Raw genomic sequence first — 18,702 nt, forward strand, 5'->3', positions numbered from 1 at the left:
TGTAATGTTAAACTATGGTGGTGTGGCTATGTTGGCTAGGTTTCAATCTTTAATACGACAATATTCTATAACTATAATGGTGATTATTGTAATCTATGCGTTGTCAGTGAATGAGCAGCTTGGGAAATTGTGTGCCGGGGTTGCTATTTTGCTTTTTGGTATGCTTTTTCTAGGCGATGGGTTTAAGGCATTTTCTGGTGGATTTTTGGAAAAGACGCTTACAAATTCCACAAAGACATCACTTCGCAGCGTAATATTTGGCACGATTGTTACCACGCTTATGCAGTCATCAAGCCTTGTGTCAGTTTTATCTATCTCATTTGTGAGTGCCTCTTTAATCACTTTGATACAGGGTATTGGCGTGATGTTTGGGGCAAATCTTGGCAATACGACTGGTTCATGGCTTATCGCTGGGGCATCTTCGATCAGCATTTCATCACTTGCCCTGCCGCTTATTGTTGGTGGTTTGCTTTTTAGTTTTCAGGGGAATTTACTTTATAAAGGTGTAGGCAAGATTCTAGCGGGGCTTGGCTTCTTTTTCTTGGGCGTGTTTTATATTAAGGCTGGTTTTGAGGGCTTTAAAGATGTTATGGACTTATCTCAATATGAGCTTGAAGGCTATAAGGCAGTGCTTGGCTTCCTTTTTATCGGCGCATTGATTACTTCTATTATCCAAAGCTCACATGCTACACTTGCGATCATTATTACCGCATATTTTGAGCAGCAGATAGGTTATGAGCAGGCTTTAGCTGCGGTGCTTGGCACAAGTGTTGGTGGGGTGGTAACTGCCCTTGTAGCTTCACTTAGCACAAATATTGAGGGGAGAAGATTAGCGGTTGCAAATTGTATTTTTAACTTTACGACCGTGTTTATTGTCGCAGTGTTTTTTAACTACTTTGTGATGATAAATAATGCGATTTCTGATGCTATTGGTTTGGGGCAAGATTCTATTCTTAGACTCGCTGTATTTCATACACTTTTTAACCTTTTTGGTGTGATATTGCTTATCGCATTTATACCAAAGATTGCTAATTTTCTCACTAAAACTTTAAAAGGACACAATACAGGTGAAAGTGTGCCTTTATTTATTAATGATAGCATATTGCCATATAAAGATACTGCGCTTGAAGCACTTGATAATGAAGTCAAGCATCTCTATGATAATGCTTTTGCGATTATTTCTCATACGATAGGATTCTCTAGGGCAGACATTCGCTCTACAAAAGAGTTTGATGAGATAAAGAACAATAAAGATTGGTTTAAACAAACCTTTAATGTTACTGAGCTTTATAATACGCAAATTAAAGTATTGTTTAATGCGATTATGGACTTTTCCACAAAGTTACAAACTTTTGCAAATGAAACGCAATATGTTGAACGCATTGTAGCATTACAGATTGCCTCAAGGAAAATCGCAGAAGCAACCAAAAATATCGGTTTATTACAAGCAAACATGAAAAAACATGCAACAGGCAATAACCCCGCATTGCAAAAAGAATATGATGATATGCGTTTGGAGTTAGGACAGCTTTTGCGTATGATTGAAGAGATTAAACACGCACCAAAAGAAAGTCTGGAAGCCCTAAAAGATGACCTTAAAAAACAAAAGAAGTTTTTTAAACAACAGGATAAAGATGCCTTTAATGTCGTAGAAAAACTGATACAAGAAAATGCGATTAACGCAGCTAATGGCACTTCGCTTTTGAATGATTTATCATTTATTCACAATATAGCAAAAGAACTCATTAGTGCGGCAAATCATATCTATGGCATGTCAAATATCAAGGCAGTTGGCAAAGCAAACATGCAGGATTAGGGGCTAATAAGTGTTGCTTTAGACGCTTATTTTTTGCAGATTCTCTAGTTTGATTTATCACTATGGTTTCTTACACTTAATTCCATGTTTTGCTATCTTTTTGCAATTTTGCTTTATTGTTCATAAAATTTCATATATTTACTTCTAAACTCACATTTAAAGCAATGTGGATTCGATTTTTTTTAATTCCACTTTTACACAAGCTAATACAAAATAAAGAAAAAGTAAAAATATACAAAACTCTAACATTTTTTAGGTATCATAACGACTATTTGCCTATGAAAAGTGAGGAATATATGCCATTAGGTGCGATGAGTGCATTAATCACCCCATTTAAGAATGGAAAAATAGACACGCAGACTTACGAGTATCTTATCAAGCGACAAATCAAATATGGTATGGACGCATGTGTGCCAGCAGGCACGACAGGCGAGAGTGCGACTATGAGTCATAGCGAACATAAAGAGTGTATAGAAATTGCCGTGCAAACATGTAGAGGCACAGGCATAAAGGTATTAGCAGGGGCTGGGAGCAATAATACGACTGAAGCCATTGAGTTAGCGCAATTTGCAGAGAAATGCGGGGCAGATGCTATATTATCAGTTGCCCCATATTACAATAAGCCCACGCAAGAGGGCATTTACAGGCACTATAAGGCAATAGCAGATTCTGTAAATATACCTATTATGCTTTATAATGTCCCATCACGCACAGGCTGTAATATCGAGGTAGAAACAGCGATAAGGCTTTTTAAATCAGTGAAAAATATATATGCAATTAAGGAAGCAAGCGGTATGCTTGATAAAGTGTATTCGCTTATGAATATGCAAGAGGCTGATTCACAGAAGAGATTCCATGTTTTAAGTGGTGATGATGCACTTAATTATGGGATTTTATGCAGTGGTGGAAGTGGCGTTGTATCAGTAACGGGCAATATTTTCCCACAAGATATTGCTAACCTTTGTCATTTTGCAATAGAGCAAAAAAATGATGAGAGTTTAGCTATTTCTAATAAACTTTATGGTATAAATAAAGCTTTGTTTTTTGAGAGCAATCCTATCCCTATCAAAGCGGCGATGTTTTTGCAGGGGCTTATCCCTACTTTAGAATATCGACTGCCATTGTGTGAGCCAAGCAAGGAATGCAAAGCGTTGCTTGAGAAAACTTTACAACATTATGAGGTGCAAAAATGAAAGAACAACTGACAAGTGAATACATGAAAGGCAAGACTCTAGTTATAAGTGGTGCTACTCGGGGTATCGGCAAGGCTATTCTTTATCGCTTTGCACGAGAAGGTGTAAATGTAGCTTTTACTTATAATAAGAATGAAGAGGAAGCGCAAAAAATCGCACAAGATTTAGAATCTAAGTATCAAATCAAAGCAAGATATTATCCGCTAAATGTATTAGAGCCAGAGCAGTATGTAGGGCTATTTGAGCAGATTGATAAAGATTTTGATAGAGTGGATTTCTTTATATCAAATGCTATTATTTATGGACGAAGTGTTGTTGGTGGGTTTGCACCATTTATGCGTTTAAAGCCTAAGGGGTTAAATAATATTTACACAGCAACCGTGTTAGCCTTTGTCGTTGGCGCACAGGAGGCGGTTAAGCGTATGCAAAAAGTAGGCGGTGGAAATATTGTAACACTTAGCTCCACAGGGAATCTTGTCTATATGCCAAACTATGCAGGGCATGGCAACTCTAAAAATGCAGTAGAAACAATGGTAAAATACGCCGCACAAGATTTAGGCGAGTTTAATATCCGCGTAAATGCAGTGAGTGGCGGACCTATTGACACAGACGCACTAAAAGCTTTTCCGGACTATGATGAGGTAAAAGCAAAGGTTGAAGAACAAAGTCCATTAAAAAGAATGGGAACGCCAAATGACTTAGCGGGGGCTGCATTCTTCCTTTGTGATAATACGCAAAGCTCTTGGCTAACAGGGCAGACAATCGTCATTGATGGTGGCACAACTTTCGTGTAAGATTGAAGTTTTAAAGTGTGTATTTTGGGTGCATAATGCAGGTATTGAATGCAATTATACGCAAGTATAGGGCATTTAAGGATTTTTGGCATACGCATATTGCTACTTATACTTACATTGACTTATATCCGCATTTAAAGACTTCTTTAGATGCTAATAATTCTACACCAAATAAAAAATCTGCATGTAATACTGCCTACAATAAGGAGAGAGACACTATAGAATCTATCCAGCCTTATGTAGCACAAAATGAAACAGGTCTAGAATCTAGCATGAGTTTAGAAGGCTTAAGTGATTCTAAGGATAATAATGAGAAGTTAGAATCTAGCAATTACGACTTAAGATTTAGTGCTAATTTAAATAATAATGAAAGTTTAGATTCTATACATTCCACATTACAGAATACAACTATCACGCAAACAACAGAGAATTTAGAGTTTAATCCAAATGGTTGGGTGCGGGGTGTAGTGGTGCAAAATAGGGAAAATCTAAAACCTAGCCTTAGTGTCAGCAAATCGCAAGATTCCATAAGTAAATCAACACAGAATCTAGATTTCAATACGACAGCTTGTCATATTGACCTTGAGCAAAGCGAAAGGGAAGTATCTAGCATAGAGCTACAACGGAATCTAGATTCTAAAAATTACGCCCTAAACCCCGCAGCCCACCCAAATTCAGCACAGAATCTAGATTCTAAACCACCTTGTTATGTTGAGCGTAGCGAAACATCTAATATAGAATCTAAAACAGATTTTTTGCTTAACGCTCAAAATGACAATAAACAAAATCTAGATTCTATAAAATCTATGCCACAAAGTCCAGTATCCGCACAAGTAGCACAAAACCTAGATTCCAAAAATCATGCCCTAAACTCCCAGCCCCAAGCAGATTTAACACGAAATTTATACTCCACACAAACAACAAATAAAAATCCCAACACAAAAGATACAATCCATTCCACACAGAATCTAACTCAAGCAAATCTAACCCCCTTACTCCACGCCCTAAAAAAGCCCTATATCACATTAGATCAATTAAATAGCAATCACACAAAGCCACACACATTAGCAAATACATTTCACCGCAAGAAAAGTATGCGAATGTATTATACAATCCTGCCGCTAAACTCATTAGAAGCAAGCAATATTGACATTGAAAAAAGCGAGTTAAAAAGCCCAAATGTGCTAGATTCCATCGTGCCACTAAAAGCAAAAAGCAATGGATTAATACCCTACAATCATGAATGCAAATATTTCTTACAGAATCAAAACAAAACACATTTTAACTTTCAGCTTTTTGCGATAAAGAGCGAAGTTCTAGAATCTTATGCCCTAAAGTATTCAGGCAAGATTCTATGCTTAAACCCACTTGAAATGTTTTCATCGCTTTTCACACTCTACCCGCATTTAAAACGCTACACCATCATTTTTCAAGATTCTAGCAAACATGCCTTATGCCATTACGCACAGGGCTTTTTAACCATAAGCATTGTGCTAGACCGCACAGAAGCCTTGCAGAATTATTACTCATTGATTGAGGATTTTGGTGAGATTTTTTATTGTGATTTTAGCGGTAAGGCGGATTTATTGCTAGATTTTAAGGACATTGCGACCCTATTTGACATGCCTTTGAAAGAATGTTTGCGGCTACTCGCACTAGAGTATATCCGCACAAAACCAGCTTATATTCACTTTTATGCAAGGGCATTTTATAGTATGCGTTCATTCCTAAAAATGCTTTTATTTGCAACTTTATGTATATTTATATTCTATTTTTTAGCACTTTTTTATCATAAATATGAGTATTTTCAATATCTAAGGCATGAAGCCCTTACACATAGCACGCAAATAGATTCTCTCTATCACAAAAAGCAGCAATATCCACTCATGTATGAACGACTTTTCAAAAATCTCTTGGATAAGCAAAGCCTAAATTTTTGCCTACAACAAGACTATAACGAGATAGAATCTACATGGATACAAACAGATTGTAATAAACCTTGATAGCTAATAATGTAAAGTTTTTACTATTTTTGTAAAAATATTTTACATTTATATTGACAATATATGTAAAGCGTGCTAAGATTTCAAACATAAAGGACATAATATGGATAAAAATAGCACATTAAGAGATCGCCTGCGGGAGTTAGGCATAAAGATTGTAGATTTAGCAAACATGCTAGATATATCACGCCCTACACTCTATAAGCATATAGAATCTTATGAGACAAATGCGTTAGAAAATCTAGATTCTAGTTATATCGCATTGTTTAACTATATTACGCAAAATGAGTTTATCAACGCGAAAAATGTGTTTATCTATATCACGCAAAATATCTTAAGACTTAAAGAGAAAGATTTTCAGAACAAGGTAGCAATCACAGGCAACGCACAAAAAGATGCCTTCATTACCCTGCTTTTAGAATCTAATCGCTTTGATGACTTACTTGGCTATTTTATTTCATGTTATGAACTTTTAGAGAAAGACACATTGAGCGATGAAAGCAGGGCGTTTTTACAACCACTTTTAAAGCTTTATGAAAGTCTTGGTTTAAAACTTTAATTTTATTATAAGGAGCATATTATGGCAAAGAAAGAAACACAGCAAAGAGTTTTGGTAATCAAAAACTTTAAAAATATCGGCGTTAGTCAAATGAATTCTAATTATAACTTAAGCGATAAGCTAGAGAAATTAGTCCTAAATACAAGCTATATGGGCGATCATCATGGTGGATTGGTAACTATCACTATTGAAAAAAATTGACTATATCGCCTGTGAAACACATGCTAGATTTTTTGAAGATGGGGAAGAAAGACTTGCCAAACTAAGAGAGTTAATCACAGAGGCTGGTGCAAATAATATCCTTTTAGACTGGATATAGACTTTTTATAGTTGTAACTTAGGCGGAGTTTAATCTCAAATCTATAAATTCACCCTTTCTATAACAATAGCAATAAAATGGTGCTTCAAGTCAATTTTAGCTTACTTGTGTATGTTTTTTATATGCAAAATTTGCTGTTATCACTTATACCACTTAGGGAGCTTTTCCATACCAGAATCTTTAAACATATCTATTTTGCTTTTAGCATTCATCTCCCAGTAATCTAAGTCTTGATTAAAGCTTGTAGCACTCTCAAACATTCTATCCATATATCTTACATTGTGCATACTCCAGAATCTTAACTCTTGATTAAAAGAAGTTGCATTTCTAAACATTTCGCTAGTATTCCACACATCAGCAAGATTCCATTTATTTAAGGGCTGATTAAACTCTTTTGCATTTTTAAACATAGCACTCATGCTTGTTACATGGCTTACATTCCATGTATTTAAGCTTTGATTAAATTTCAATGCCCCTTCAAACATAGATCGCATTTCACGCACTTTTGATACACTCCATGATTCTAGGGGCTGATTAAACTCTTTTGCATTTTTAAACATAGCAAACATACTTTCCACTCTACCTACATTCCAAGAATTTAGGGGTTGATTAAAGCTTATCGCATTTTCAAACATATTTTCCATATATTTTACTTTGCTTACATTCCAAGCGTTAATATTTTGATTAAAAGAAGTAGCAAAAGCAAACATGGCATTCATATTGATGACATTTGCCACATTAAGAGATTCTAAAGCACCATTAAAAGACTTTGCACCATAAAACATCTCACGCATACTTTCAACATTTCTTGTATCCCATTTATTTAGACTTTGGTTAAAACTTTCTGCTTCAAAAAACATGGCATTCATATAACGCACATTTGCTACATTCCAAGATTCTAAAGGCTGATTAAAAGCTTTAGCTCTTGCAAACATATTATTCATACTTTCAACTTTAGCTACATTCCATCGTGAAATATCCTGATTAAACCGCATGGCATCAGCAAACATAAAGTCCATATTTGTAACATTTTCTACATTCCATTTAGAAATATCATGGTTGAAATACTTTGCATGATCAAACATTGCATACATATTGGTAACATTTTTGACATTCCAAGATTCTATACCGCTAAAATCTCTCCGCATCGAGTTTTTAAACAACGCACTCATGTCTGTAATCGCACTTGTATCAATGTCGCCTAGCTTTATGGTATTATTATCCACAAGGGCTTTTAGCTCGTTTTTTGTTTGTGGTGAGTAAAGATTTTTTGTAGTTTTTGGTTTAGAATCTGATTTAGCATCTAGCTTTTCTCGTGTATCTTTTAGCTTAGATTTTGTGCTTGTGTCTTGTGTTGCGTTAGATTCTGTATTGCTTTGTGTATTCTTGTCATTTTTATTTATACTATTTTTAGAATCCATTTCATTTGAGTTTGACTTTGAATGAGTTTTGGAATCTTGTTTTGTATTTAGGGTGGCTTTACTATCGGCTTCTTTAATGTCTGTTGTTGCAGTTTTCACACAACCTAAAATAGCAATATAGTAACACAATAATGTCGCAATCAAAATAGAACGCATAAGATTTCCTTTACACCATAGATTCTAAAATCATACCAACCCACTCTCCAGCCTTATACAACCATAGGTTAGATTCCCTAATACACGCCACTTACTACATGTATAAGAATCTTTTTTAGATAATCTCTTGCCTTTGTTTTTGTATATCAAACACAAGGGTATTATTTTTTACATTAATATGGGCTACTCCGCCTTTACGCAGTTCTCCAAATAGCATAGCATTGCTTAAAGGAAGCTTAATAGCAGAATCTATAGTTTTTTTAATCTCCCTTGCCCCAAGTGCCTTATCAATAGATTGTTGTGCTATAAATTGTGCGGCTTTTGTGCTAAGCTTTAGCGTAATATGCTTTTCTTTCAGTGTTTCGTTTAAATCAGTGATATATTTTTGTGCGATTTTTTGCAGTTCATTCACACCAAGTGGCATAAAGGGGATAATCGCATCAAGCCTACTGCGAAACTCTGGGCTAAAAGTATCCTTAATCGCCATGCTAACTCTATGCTCACTTGTATCAAGGAAGCCCACAGAGTTGCCCTCTTTACTCCCTGCATTACTTGTCATAATCAAAATTACATTTTTAAAGTCAGCTTTATTGTTTTGATTATCCGTTAATGTCGCAGAATCCATGATTTGCAACAAAATATTATACACATCGCTATGTGCCTTTTCAATCTCATCAAGCAATAATACACAATGTGGATTTATGCGAATCTTATTGATTAAAAGCCCGCCTTCTTCATAGCCCACATATCCTGCAGGCGAGCCAATTAGCTTACTAATGCTATGAGATTCTGCGTATTCACTCATATCGATTCGCTCAAATTTAATGCCAAGTATTTTTGCTAATTCCTTGCTTAACTCAGTCTTGCCAACACCAGAAGGACCAGTGAAGAGAAAGCTTGCAATTGGGCGGTGCAATTCACCCAAACCAGCCTTATTAATCTTTATTTTTTCTACAATTTTTTCAATCGCTTTATCTTGAGAAAAAATGCGTTTTTTAAGTTTTGATTCTAGATTCTTTAATAGCATACTTTCATCGGCATTAATCGTTGATTTTGGAATGTTTGTGATTGAAGCCATAAGAGATTCAATATGTTCTTTGGTGATGATCTTATGCTGTGTTTTGGAATCTTTTTTTGTTTTCTTTGTTTTTGTTAGCTTCTCTAAAGTCTCACTTTTTCTCTCATTATTGTGTAAAAATTCATTTAATTGTGCCTTTGCTCCAGCCTCATCCATTAAATCTATGGCTTTATCGGGCAAATGTCTCTCTGTGATATACTTGCTTGATAGGCTCACACAGGCTTTTATCGCTTCATTTTCATAAGTTACATTATGAAACTTTTCATAAAGCGGTGCGATTTTCTCAAGGATTAATAGGCATTCATCTTCACTTGGCTCTTCGACTTTTATCTGTGTAAAGCGGCGTGCTAATGCCTTATCTTTATCAAATGAGTTTTTATAATCATGACTTGTAGTCGCACCAATACAACGCAGTCTCCCACTAGCAAGCATAGGCTTTAAAAGATTTGAAAAATCCATGCCACCACTATTTGACTGCCCAGCACCAACAATCATGTGAATCTCATCAAAGAAAATAATGATATTCTTATCTTTCTCCACTTCAGCTAGAATCTTTTTAATACGCGTTTCAAACTCGCCACGATACTTTGTCCCTGCCACAACAGAGCTTACATCAACCGCATAGATTACATTGTTAAGCAATTTTGCAGGCACACTTCTCTCTACGATACGCAATGCTAAGCCCTCTACAATGGCACTTTTGCCAACTCCAGCCTCACCTATTAACATAGGGTTATTTTTCTTGCGACGGCATAGCACTTGTGCGATTTGATTGATCTCTAAATCTCTGCCTATAAGCGGGTCAATCTTGCCTTCAATGGCTAATTGATTAAGATTTTTTGCGTATTTTTCAAGCTGACTTTGAGAATCTTTTGCCTTTTCCCTAGAGACATGCTCATCAAAATCTACCACAATACGCATTACATCTTCTATTTGAATGCCTTGTGCTTTTAATAATCTCGCACAATAGCAATCCTCTTCTTGCATAAGAGCCACAAAAAAATCACCAATTCCAACACTAGCCTTTTGTGCGTTTTTTGCATGTGAAATCATGTGATCAAATACACGCATAAAGGCTGGTGTTTGGTGTGGTGCTTCTAATTCTTTTAGGGCTCTTCCCTTTGGTATATGCTTTTCTAAATACGCATTAAGAGAATCCATTAAAATCTTTGTATTTGCCCCAGTTGCCTCAACGAGTTCTCTACCTAAAGGATTATCAAGCATGACATAAAAAGCATGCTCAATCGTTAAGACATCGTGTCGCATATCTTCTACAAAATGAAGTGTTTTTTGAAAAATGTTTGATAAAGTCGAATTTAGCTCACCCATTTTAACCCCTACATAACATCACGCAAAACAAGTCGCAATGGCATACCGCTATCTCGTATAAAATTTGTCGCCATGCTAAACTTTAGCTCCGCAATATCATAGGGATATACGCCACAACTTCCCTCGCCTGTGTTATGCACAAACTGCGTAATAGTCTGTGCATCAAGCATACTTTTATTAAACACACGCATAAGCAAGGTAATAACAAAATCAACGCTTGTATAATCATCATTAAGCAGGATAATCTCTTGCATTCTAGGCTGGGCTATCTCTACCTCATGCAATGTTTCAAAATTAGCAGAATCTGAATATTCATATTTATTATCTGGCATTATAAACTCCACTTGTTGATTCAACGAAGCTTTATTTTATCAAAAATTCACTTAGTTTTTGCAATTATTTTTATATTTTAAATGATTATATTGAGCGTAAATTGCGATATTAAATGCAAGTTATATAACATTATAAAACATAAATTTATGTTTTTTTGAATTTTTAGGATAAAATGTTAGAAATGTAAAGAATATAAAACATGAAACATACGCACATTAAAAGGAAAAGCGATGAAAGCACAAGGATTTATCCATAAATATGGCGATAATGTAGATACTGATGTGATTATTCCTGCAAGGTATCTCAACACCGCAGACCATAGGGAGCTTGCAAGTCATTGTATGGAAGATATTGATAAGGATTTTGTGAAAAAGGTAAAGAATGGCGATATTATGGTTGGTGGGTGGAACTTTGGCTGCGGGAGTAGCAGGGAACACGCACCTATTGCGATTAAGGCAAGTGGGATAAGCTGCATTATCGCAAAAAGCTTTGCTAGAATCTTTTATCGCAATGCCATTAATATCGGCTTAGCGATTATTGAATCTGAAGAGATAGCAGACTTCCTGCAAGATGGCGATAAGGTAAGCATTGACTTTGATAAAGGTGAGATTATAGAATCTAAAAGCCAAAAAAGCTTTAGCACAACGCCCTTTCCGCCTTTTATACAAGAGATTATCAATGCAAATGGGTATTTGAACTGGATAGCGAAAAATAAGAGGTAGGTTGTGTATTTATTTTTACTAAGCATAAAAACCTCACGACTCACAAAACGAAGCGTCTTTAGAAAATTTCTTAGAAAAATTTTGAAAAGAGATTGGGTATTTGATGCTTTTAATTTGTTTCCATCATTTGTGAAACATGTTAAAACAAGCATCAAGAATAAACATCACATGATTTTATTTGAGATTCATGTGGTATAGACAGCGTTTTCTCTTGGTGCTTTTATGAAATCTTAACTCTATTTCTTAATATTTGTTTTCAAAGTCCCAATACCTTGTATTTCACATACGACTTCATCGCCTGCTTTTAAAAACTTAGGTGGTGTAAATCCCATGCCAACGCCACTTGGAGTCCCCATAGATATGATACTACCCGCCTTTAGTGTAAAATATGAGGATAATTCAGCAATGACATGTGGTACATCAAAAATTAGCTTAGAAGTATTGCTATTTTGCCGCAACTCACCATTCACATAACTTTTAATATCAAGGTTTGTAATATCCAAATCATCACGCAAAACAATACATGGACCCATAGGAAATGCACCCTCTAAACTTTTACCCGCATACCACTGCTTATGCTTTTGTTGCAAATCCCTTGCGGAAATATCATTGCCTATCGTGTATCCAAATACAAAATCGAGTGCATTTTCTCTTGTTGCATGGCGACAATCCTTGCCGATGATTACCACAAGTTCTACTTCATAATCTAGCTGACTTGTATTATTTGTGATGAAAAAATCACCATTTGGTGCGTTGCATTCATTAATGCGTTTGCTAAAATAGACTGCCTCTTCGCGTTTGCCATCGAATGCTTCATTCTTAAAACGCATAGATTCTACTGCGTGTTCCATGTAATTAATGCCAAGACAGATAACATCTTGCATTGGCGTTTTAATAGGTGCGAGTAGCGTTATATCGCTAAGTGGTATGAGTGGATTTGGCTTATTTAGATATTGCTTGAAGCTGTCATAATGCACGATAAAATCGTTCATATTATTGCTTATATCAAGTGGCATAACCATTGTATCATTCTCACATAAGATTCCCAAAAATTCAATGCCTTTATCTAAGAATCTTACAAGCTTACCATGTAATTCCATTCTTTATCCTTTTATGATCATTGCATACTTTTAATGATAGCATATAAGTGAGTAGTATTATTGTATAGTCAAGTCTTTTTGGAATTTCTTGTGTGCGAATGCAGACACAATATATTCAAATATTTGTTATTAATTATTTACAAGAAAACTGCTAAATCATGAAAAAAATGGAGAGAGGATAGCTAGAATCATAAAGTATCGCAGTTATAATGATTTTATTAAGATCTAACAAAAAATGGCCGGGAGAGAGGGATTCGAACCCCCGGAGGTGTGACCCTCAACGGTTTTCAAGACCGCCGCTTTCGACCACTCAGCCATCTCCCGCATATTCTAAAACCTAGCAAACACTTTTTATGGAGGCGACACTCGGATTCGAACCGAGGAATCAAAGCTTTGCAGGCTCATGCCTTACCACTTGGCTATGTCGCCGATTATCTCATACATACAAAAGTGGTGCCCAAGACCGGACTTGAACCGGTACGGACTAGGTCCGAGGGATTTTAAGTCCCTTGTGTCTACCATTTCCACCACCTGGGCAAACAAGTCTATGATGATAAAAACCATCATAGACTCTTTAGTCATATTTTCAAATAATAATGGGGTATATTAGTTACCCTTTACGATAGTGGTGTATTGACCATACAGACCAAGATAATTTTTAGCCTCTTGATCTATAAGCTTGATATCAGTGATACCACCAGCTTTAGCGGCAGCCTCTACCGAACAATCACCCAAAGCCACAAGACTTAAAATGCTTGTGCATGTAGCTGTGCGCCCTCTTTAGAATACTTAGCACTATCACCACCAACACCTTGTTTTACGCCTGTATATAAAGAACCCATAGGATATGGTGCAGCACAACCACTAATCAACAACGAACCAGCTAATAAAGAAGCAACTAACAACCCTTTTTTCATCATCTTATCCTTACAAAAAAATCAACAAAAATGGAGCGGGAAACGGGGATCGAACCCGCGGCCCCAACCTTGGCAAGGTTGTGCTCTACCACTGAGCTATTCCCGCAAAACAAATGAGAGTGAAGAATTATAACATAAAAAACGATATTTTACAAAAAAATGTAAAATGGTGCGGAAGAGAGGAATCGAACCTCCATGCCTTGCGGCGCTAGATCCTAAGTCTAGTGCGTCTGCCAATTTCGCCACTTCCGCATAAAAACAAAGTGAGATTATACCGCAATAAACTTAAAATAAAATAAAATTTCTAGTAATTATTTGATTTTAATGCGGAATAAGATTAACACTTCTTTTTGTGTGAGTATAAATTTTTTAAATATATCATGCGTAGAAAACACGAATTTATGTTTGACTCTGAAAATAATATGAAAGATTAAGCATAAAGTCATATTGGGCTGATAAGCTGTGTCGGTCTTACATAAAAGACTATTGAGACGACTTTGCGTTACAAATCATCTCTCTTTTCATAGGACTTATGCTATAATCCAAACATTGTTTCAAAAATAGTGGTAAGAAAAACATGGTAAATAGAATATATTGTGCGACACAAGATGGACTAAATTCTAAAATCATTGAAGTTGAGGCGACTTTTACGCGTGGATTACCTACCTTTAATATCACAGGGCTTGCTTCAAGCTCTATTAAGGAATCTCAACACCGCGTTACAAGCGCACTTGCTAATCTCTCCATAGATTTTCCACCGCTAAAGCTAACCATCAATCTCTCACCTTCAGATTTACCAAAAAATGGCAGCCATTTTGACTTACCCATCGCACTTTTGATAGCTGCGAGTAAAGAGAGTATTGTGCTTGATTCATGGTTTGCCTTTGGTGAGTTAGGGCTATCTGGTGTGATAAAAAATGTGCCTTTAATCTATCCTATGCTACTTGATATTTCCCTGCAAAAGCCAAACGCAAAGGTGATTCTACCAAGTGAGGCAAGGGTGCTTTATAGCAAGATTCCAAATCTATCTATGTATTTTGCTAGTGATATATTAGAGGCACTTGAGATTCTAAGGGGGAATATAGCACAAGCAGACACAAGTAGTGATTTTGAGTTTAAATCCTTTAAGATTAATGATATGCCATTTTATTATAACACTTCTTTTGAGCTAGATTTTGCTGATGTGAAAAGTCAGGAAAGAGCGGTCAAAGCGGCATTGATTGCTGCGTGTGGATTCCATAATATCTTGTTTGAGGGGAGTCCGGGCTGTGGTAAAAGCATGATCGCAAAGCGTATGCAATACATTCTTCCACCACTTAGTCTAAAAGAGATGATAGAGAGTGTAAAACTACAAGCATATAATGAGCAAACACTATGTTATAAGCCTATAAGGAATTTTCGATCGCCCCATCAAAGCGCATCAAAAGCTAGTATTCTAGGCAGTGCAACACATCTTAAAGTAAATCCGGGCGAGATCGCCCTAGCACATAATGGCATTATATTTTTTGATGAATTGCCCTATTTCAAAAGGGATATTTTAGAATCTTTGCGAGAGCCACTTGAGAATAATCAGTTGGCTATCTCAAGGGTGCATTCAAAGGTGATATATGATACTTCATTTCTCTTTATCGGTGCGATGAACCCCTGCCCGTGTGGGAATCTACTCTCACCCACAAAAGAGTGTCGATGCAAGGATTCTGAAATTAGAAGTTATCGAAATAATCTAAGTGAGCCATTTTTAGACAGAATAGACCTTTATATACAAATGCAAGAGCATATAGATACACCAAAACAAACTGGCGTTATAGAATCTAAAGATATGCAAAAAATTGTCTTTAGCGTATTTAAACGCCAAGTTGAGCGAGGGCAAATGGATACAAAAGGAAATATTATCTTTAATGGTAAGCTATCGCCTTTGCAAGTGGAGCAATACTGCCCGCTTAGCCTAGAGTGCAAGAATCTTTTAGACCAAGCAAAAGCAAGGTTTAATCTAAGCTATCGAGGCGAACAAAAAATAAGAAAAGTCGCTAGAACCCTTGCTGATATGCAAGATTCTAATAACATACAAAAAGAGCATATTTTAGAAGCCCTAAGCTATCGTAAGGTGTGAGTGATTCTAGTGATATGTGATATTTGCCTATTATCCTTAGCTTTGTGTTACACTAACCCTTTTGTATAAATTTTTTGAAATGTCAGCTAAGGGTAAAACATGAAAGATGTAAATATACAGGATTTTAGCGGATCTGTTGCGATATTGCAACTCGGTGATTTACAGAATAAAGAGCGGATAGCAACATATATAAAAAGCATACCAAAACACAGCATTGTGCTTATTGGAGAATATGTTGTCGATAACTTTTTTTCACAAGATTGGGGAATGAAGCCAGAATCTTGCCTTAAAGATAAAAATAAACTTGATATATTTATACAATTTTCAAAAGAATATGGGCATACATTCATCGTGCCTTTTATACAGCATAAAAACAAGGGCTATTATAAGCAAATGGCAATAATCACGCAAGATGGCTTTGCCACCTACACACAACAGCGACTGATACAATATCCACATTGGAATGAAGCAAACTTTTTTTCTAATGATACAAAAAAGCTGCCAAAGTTACCCATGACTTTCATGGCAAATGGTATAAAGTTTGGTGTTTTATTTGGCTTTGAGGCGCATTTTGATGAGTTTTGGATGGAGTTTAAGAAAGATTCTGTTGATGTTGTGTTGGTCGCAAGTGCAAGCACCTTTACTTCACAAAAGCGTTGGCAGAATCTACTCACAACACATGCTTTTACAAATTCCTGCTATGTGTTTAGGGCAAATCGCATAGGCACACATCATGCAAGCGATGGGCAAACATGGGATTTTTACGGACATAGCTTTGTGAGTTTAGGGCAAGATATTATGGATTCTCTATTAAATGAAGAAGGTATGCTTTGTGTAGAGATTGACAAAGCTGCCTTAGAAGCACTTAAAAAAGAATGGGGTTTTAGAAGTTAATCCATTGTGATAGTTTGGGTTTAACAAAATATTTTTATATTGTTGTAGATTATACTTTTAGCTTAAAATTGTTGTGGTTAGAAAAACTTGAAAAGGAGGCAAGCAATAGACGGCATGATGAGGGAAGTTGATAATCCTTTATTTACATTGTAACAAGTTAGAGATAGCTTGTTATGGGTTCTTAAAAAGGATTAAAAATGTGAAGCGGAAAAAACGAAAGAAGCTTAAGAAAAATCTTAAGCTATTGGTTTTGTGTTTTGAAGTTGTATCTCTAATAACTACTATACTAACAGGCTTAAAAGTATTATTAGGATACTAAAGAAAAAGCCCCTTAGGAGAGGGGCAATGCAATTTTATCATAAAAAGGGATAATATGGAACATAGTGTCGTAATACTTATATTTGTTTTTATGGTGGTGCAAAATGTTTTATATTTTTTTAATAAATATGAAATTAAAAAGTTAGGTAACGAGATTAAAGAACTCAAAGACAAGCTAGAGAAAGGAAAAAACAATGAGTAATAACATGATACAACAACGCAAAAACGAAGTTATGGTTTTGCTTGAGAATAAAGAGATACAGGAGCGTTTATGTGCTTTATGTGGCAATGAAGCAAGTAAGGATAAATTTAAAGCAAGTTTATTAAATATTGCATTAGATTCTAATTTATCTGCTTGTAGTATGCAAAGCATAGTAAAAGCGAGTTTAGATATAGCAGGATTGAAGCTAAATCTAAATAAGAATTTAGGTAAAGCTTATATTGTGCCACGCAGTGTAAGGCAAGGCAATGGTTATGTAACAGAAGCTAGAATTGATATTGGTTATAAAGGCTGGTTAGAGTTAGCAAAGCGTAGCAAGTTGAGCGTAAAGGCACATAGCGTATTTGATTGCGATGAGTTTAGCTATAATGTAGTAGGTGTTGATGAGAATATGACATTAATCCCTAAATATGCTTAGATGAAACATGATTTTCTAAGCCGTATTAGCGTATTAAAACCTTGACAACAAATTTAGCAGTTTTAACCACACTCCAAGCAAAGAGTATAGAAAACGCTTGTATAACGCCAAGAAATTACCTTTACACCAACAAGCAGAATATGCAAACATGCTAGCTTTATTCATGTTTATTCATTTGTAATTCATAACACGAAACACCATCGCCAAGATTACAGCCCTTCTTATAAAACTCATGCGCCTTAACTATGTCATCTTCGCTCCCTTTCTCTGCATACATACTACCAGCAAAGTAGCAACTTGTCGCTTCACTCTTACTGCAATCTTGCAAAAGAATGCTTAAAGCCTTTTCTTCAATCTCTTTTGCTTTTTCTATATCTTCATCAATGACAAAATCCCTTGCTAAACGATAACAGCCCCAGCCATCGCCAAGATTACACGCACGATTATAAAGCTCTTGCTCACTCTCCACTATATCCGCCTTATTATTCGATACCATAATGCCAAGATAAGTACAAGATTCCCCATTATATTTATTTGCTGATGGGCTAAAACAAGACTTTTGTAGCACTGCTTGTGCGTGTGAAATATCGGCCTCTTCCAGCGTCTCATAGGCATAATACCAGCATGCACGACCATATTCAAGATTACAAGCTTCCCGCAATAACTCCAATCCAAGATCTTCATTATGTTCTATCACACTTGCATACGAGCTTTGCGATACAAGTTTTGCTGCCTTATCACGCTTTTCATCATGTAAGGTTTGCACTCTATTTTGCGATAATAATGTATTTACCCTAGCTTGTAAAGCCATGTCATCTTGTGTTAAAATCGCACTAGAAAGTAGCAATGTCTTTAATGTAAATAGCATGTTTTCCCCTTTCACCATCGTAGAATATAAGAATGCAATTATAGCTTAAATTCTATCGCAATTATTAAAAATACAACCTTAACACACATGTTATAGAAAATAGGTTGAATTCTGCTATAATTTTTTTATTTAAA

Annotated in this window: 19 protein-coding genes and 5 tRNA genes; 12 read left to right on the forward strand and 12 right to left on the reverse strand. The window is 35.8% G+C overall.

Features of this window, described 5'->3' with window-relative positions; translation table 11 throughout:
- Window positions 1-4 precede the first annotated feature (4 nt).
- The 7 genes from XJ32_RS11115 (at window position 5) to XJ32_RS13290 (ending at window position 6,684) form a co-directional block, all read left to right on the forward strand.
- Complete coding sequence (locus tag XJ32_RS11115) at window positions 5-1,816, forward strand: Na/Pi cotransporter family protein (protein ID WP_077389802.1); 1,812 nt, start codon at window positions 5-7, stop codon at window positions 1,814-1,816.
- 296 nt (window positions 1,817-2,112) lie between these two features.
- The gene (gene dapA, locus XJ32_RS11120; protein ID WP_077389805.1) at window positions 2,113-3,009 is read left to right on the forward strand and encodes a 4-hydroxy-tetrahydrodipicolinate synthase; all 897 of its coding nucleotides are present in this window, start codon (window positions 2,113-2,115) and stop codon (window positions 3,007-3,009) included.
- Window positions 3,006-3,803: an enoyl-ACP reductase gene (locus tag XJ32_RS11125; RefSeq protein WP_005219380.1), complete on the forward strand. Its 798-nt coding sequence runs from the start codon at window positions 3,006-3,008 to the stop codon at window positions 3,801-3,803. Before dapA ends, XJ32_RS11125 begins: the two co-directional genes overlap by 4 nt.
- Window positions 3,804-3,838: 35 nt before the next feature.
- A complete protein-coding gene (locus tag XJ32_RS11130; protein ID WP_077389808.1) occupies window positions 3,839-5,806 on the forward strand; it encodes a hypothetical protein in 1,968 nt (655 codons plus the stop codon).
- A gap of 103 nt (window positions 5,807-5,909) precedes the next feature.
- A complete protein-coding gene (locus XJ32_RS11135; protein WP_077389811.1) occupies window positions 5,910-6,365 on the forward strand; it encodes a helix-turn-helix domain-containing protein in 456 nt (151 codons plus the stop codon).
- Window positions 6,366-6,386: 21 nt separating this feature from the next.
- Complete coding sequence (locus XJ32_RS11140; protein ID WP_077389814.1) at window positions 6,387-6,566, forward strand: hypothetical protein; 180 nt, start codon at window positions 6,387-6,389, stop codon at window positions 6,564-6,566.
- Window positions 6,553-6,684 carry a hypothetical protein gene (locus XJ32_RS13290; protein WP_302475938.1) on the forward strand — a complete coding sequence of 44 codons (132 nt, stop codon included), beginning with the start codon at window positions 6,553-6,555 and terminating at the stop codon, window positions 6,682-6,684. Before XJ32_RS11140 ends, XJ32_RS13290 begins: the two co-directional genes overlap by 14 nt.
- Window positions 6,685-6,824: 140 nt before the next feature.
- Here XJ32_RS13290 and XJ32_RS11145 read toward each other — a convergent pair whose 3' ends face one another.
- The 3 genes from XJ32_RS11145 to XJ32_RS11155 all read right to left on the reverse strand — a co-directional run bounded on the left by XJ32_RS11145 (window position 6,825) and on the right by XJ32_RS11155 (window position 11,000).
- Window positions 6,825-8,261 (reverse strand): BspA family leucine-rich repeat surface protein, encoded by a 1,437-nt coding sequence (locus XJ32_RS11145; protein ID WP_077389817.1) that lies wholly within the window; start codon window positions 8,259-8,261, stop codon window positions 6,825-6,827.
- A 115-nt stretch (window positions 8,262-8,376) separates the two neighbouring features.
- A complete protein-coding gene (locus XJ32_RS11150) occupies window positions 8,377-10,668 on the reverse strand; it encodes an AAA family ATPase (protein ID WP_077389821.1) in 2,292 nt (763 codons plus the stop codon).
- 8 nt (window positions 10,669-10,676) lie between these two features.
- A complete protein-coding gene (locus tag XJ32_RS11155) occupies window positions 10,677-11,000 on the reverse strand; it encodes an ATP-dependent Clp protease adaptor ClpS (RefSeq protein WP_004087200.1) in 324 nt (107 codons plus the stop codon).
- 231 nt (window positions 11,001-11,231) lie between these two features.
- On the opposite strand from XJ32_RS11155, the gene leuD reads away from it, so the two are divergent.
- Window positions 11,232-11,723, forward strand: coding sequence for a 3-isopropylmalate dehydratase small subunit (leuD, locus tag XJ32_RS11160; RefSeq protein WP_077389824.1), 492 nt, complete (start codon window positions 11,232-11,234; stop codon window positions 11,721-11,723).
- A 236-nt stretch (window positions 11,724-11,959) separates the two neighbouring features.
- On the opposite strand, the gene XJ32_RS11165 is transcribed toward leuD, so the two are convergent.
- The 8 genes from XJ32_RS11165 to XJ32_RS11195 form a co-directional block, all read right to left on the reverse strand.
- Window positions 11,960-12,823, reverse strand: a complete 864-nt coding sequence (locus XJ32_RS11165) for a fumarylacetoacetate hydrolase family protein (protein WP_005219923.1) — start codon at window positions 12,821-12,823, stop codon at window positions 11,960-11,962.
- Window positions 12,824-13,059: 236 nt separating this feature from the next.
- Window positions 13,060-13,147 (reverse strand) — tRNA-Ser (locus tag XJ32_RS11170).
- A gap of 30 nt (window positions 13,148-13,177) precedes the next feature.
- Window positions 13,178-13,252 (reverse strand) — tRNA-Cys (locus tag XJ32_RS11175).
- A 22-nt stretch (window positions 13,253-13,274) separates the two neighbouring features.
- Window positions 13,275-13,360, reverse strand: a tRNA-Leu gene (locus XJ32_RS11180).
- A gap of 69 nt (window positions 13,361-13,429) precedes the next feature.
- Window positions 13,430-13,564 (reverse strand): TRL domain-containing protein, encoded by a 135-nt coding sequence (locus XJ32_RS13470; RefSeq protein WP_437339613.1) that lies wholly within the window; start codon window positions 13,562-13,564, stop codon window positions 13,430-13,432.
- 5 nt (window positions 13,565-13,569) lie between these two features.
- Window positions 13,570-13,740 (reverse strand): hypothetical protein, encoded by a 171-nt coding sequence (locus tag XJ32_RS13475; RefSeq protein WP_437339614.1) that lies wholly within the window; start codon window positions 13,738-13,740, stop codon window positions 13,570-13,572.
- Between the two features lie 31 nt (window positions 13,741-13,771).
- Window positions 13,772-13,846: transfer RNA gene (locus XJ32_RS11190), tRNA-Gly, on the reverse strand.
- A gap of 61 nt (window positions 13,847-13,907) precedes the next feature.
- Window positions 13,908-13,992, reverse strand: a tRNA-Leu gene (locus XJ32_RS11195).
- Between the two features lie 325 nt (window positions 13,993-14,317).
- Between XJ32_RS11195 and XJ32_RS11200 the strand changes: the two genes are divergently transcribed.
- The 4 genes from XJ32_RS11200 to XJ32_RS11210 all read left to right on the forward strand — a co-directional run bounded on the left by XJ32_RS11200 (window position 14,318) and on the right by XJ32_RS11210 (window position 17,700).
- A complete protein-coding gene (locus tag XJ32_RS11200; RefSeq protein WP_077389827.1) occupies window positions 14,318-15,850 on the forward strand; it encodes a YifB family Mg chelatase-like AAA ATPase in 1,533 nt (510 codons plus the stop codon).
- A 99-nt stretch (window positions 15,851-15,949) separates the two neighbouring features.
- Complete coding sequence (locus XJ32_RS11205; protein ID WP_077389830.1) at window positions 15,950-16,744, forward strand: carbon-nitrogen hydrolase family protein; 795 nt, start codon at window positions 15,950-15,952, stop codon at window positions 16,742-16,744.
- Window positions 16,745-17,117: 373 nt separating this feature from the next.
- Window positions 17,118-17,264 carry a hypothetical protein gene (locus XJ32_RS12110; protein ID WP_155761525.1) on the forward strand — a complete coding sequence of 49 codons (147 nt, stop codon included), beginning with the start codon at window positions 17,118-17,120 and terminating at the stop codon, window positions 17,262-17,264.
- On the forward strand, window positions 17,257-17,700 hold the full coding sequence (locus XJ32_RS11210; protein ID WP_077389833.1) for a recombinase RecT: 444 nt from the start codon (window positions 17,257-17,259) through the stop codon (window positions 17,698-17,700). The genes XJ32_RS12110 and XJ32_RS11210 overlap by 8 nt, the downstream gene beginning before the upstream one ends.
- Before the next feature lie 157 nt (window positions 17,701-17,857).
- On the opposite strand, the gene XJ32_RS11215 is transcribed toward XJ32_RS11210, so the two are convergent.
- Window positions 17,858-18,568, reverse strand: coding sequence for a tetratricopeptide repeat protein (locus XJ32_RS11215; RefSeq protein ID WP_077389836.1), 711 nt, complete (start codon window positions 18,566-18,568; stop codon window positions 17,858-17,860).
- Window positions 18,569-18,702 lie beyond the last annotated feature (134 nt).

The organism is Helicobacter bilis (assembly GCF_001999985.1).
Classification (GTDB): domain Bacteria; phylum Campylobacterota; class Campylobacteria; order Campylobacterales; family Helicobacteraceae; genus Helicobacter_A; species Helicobacter_A rappini.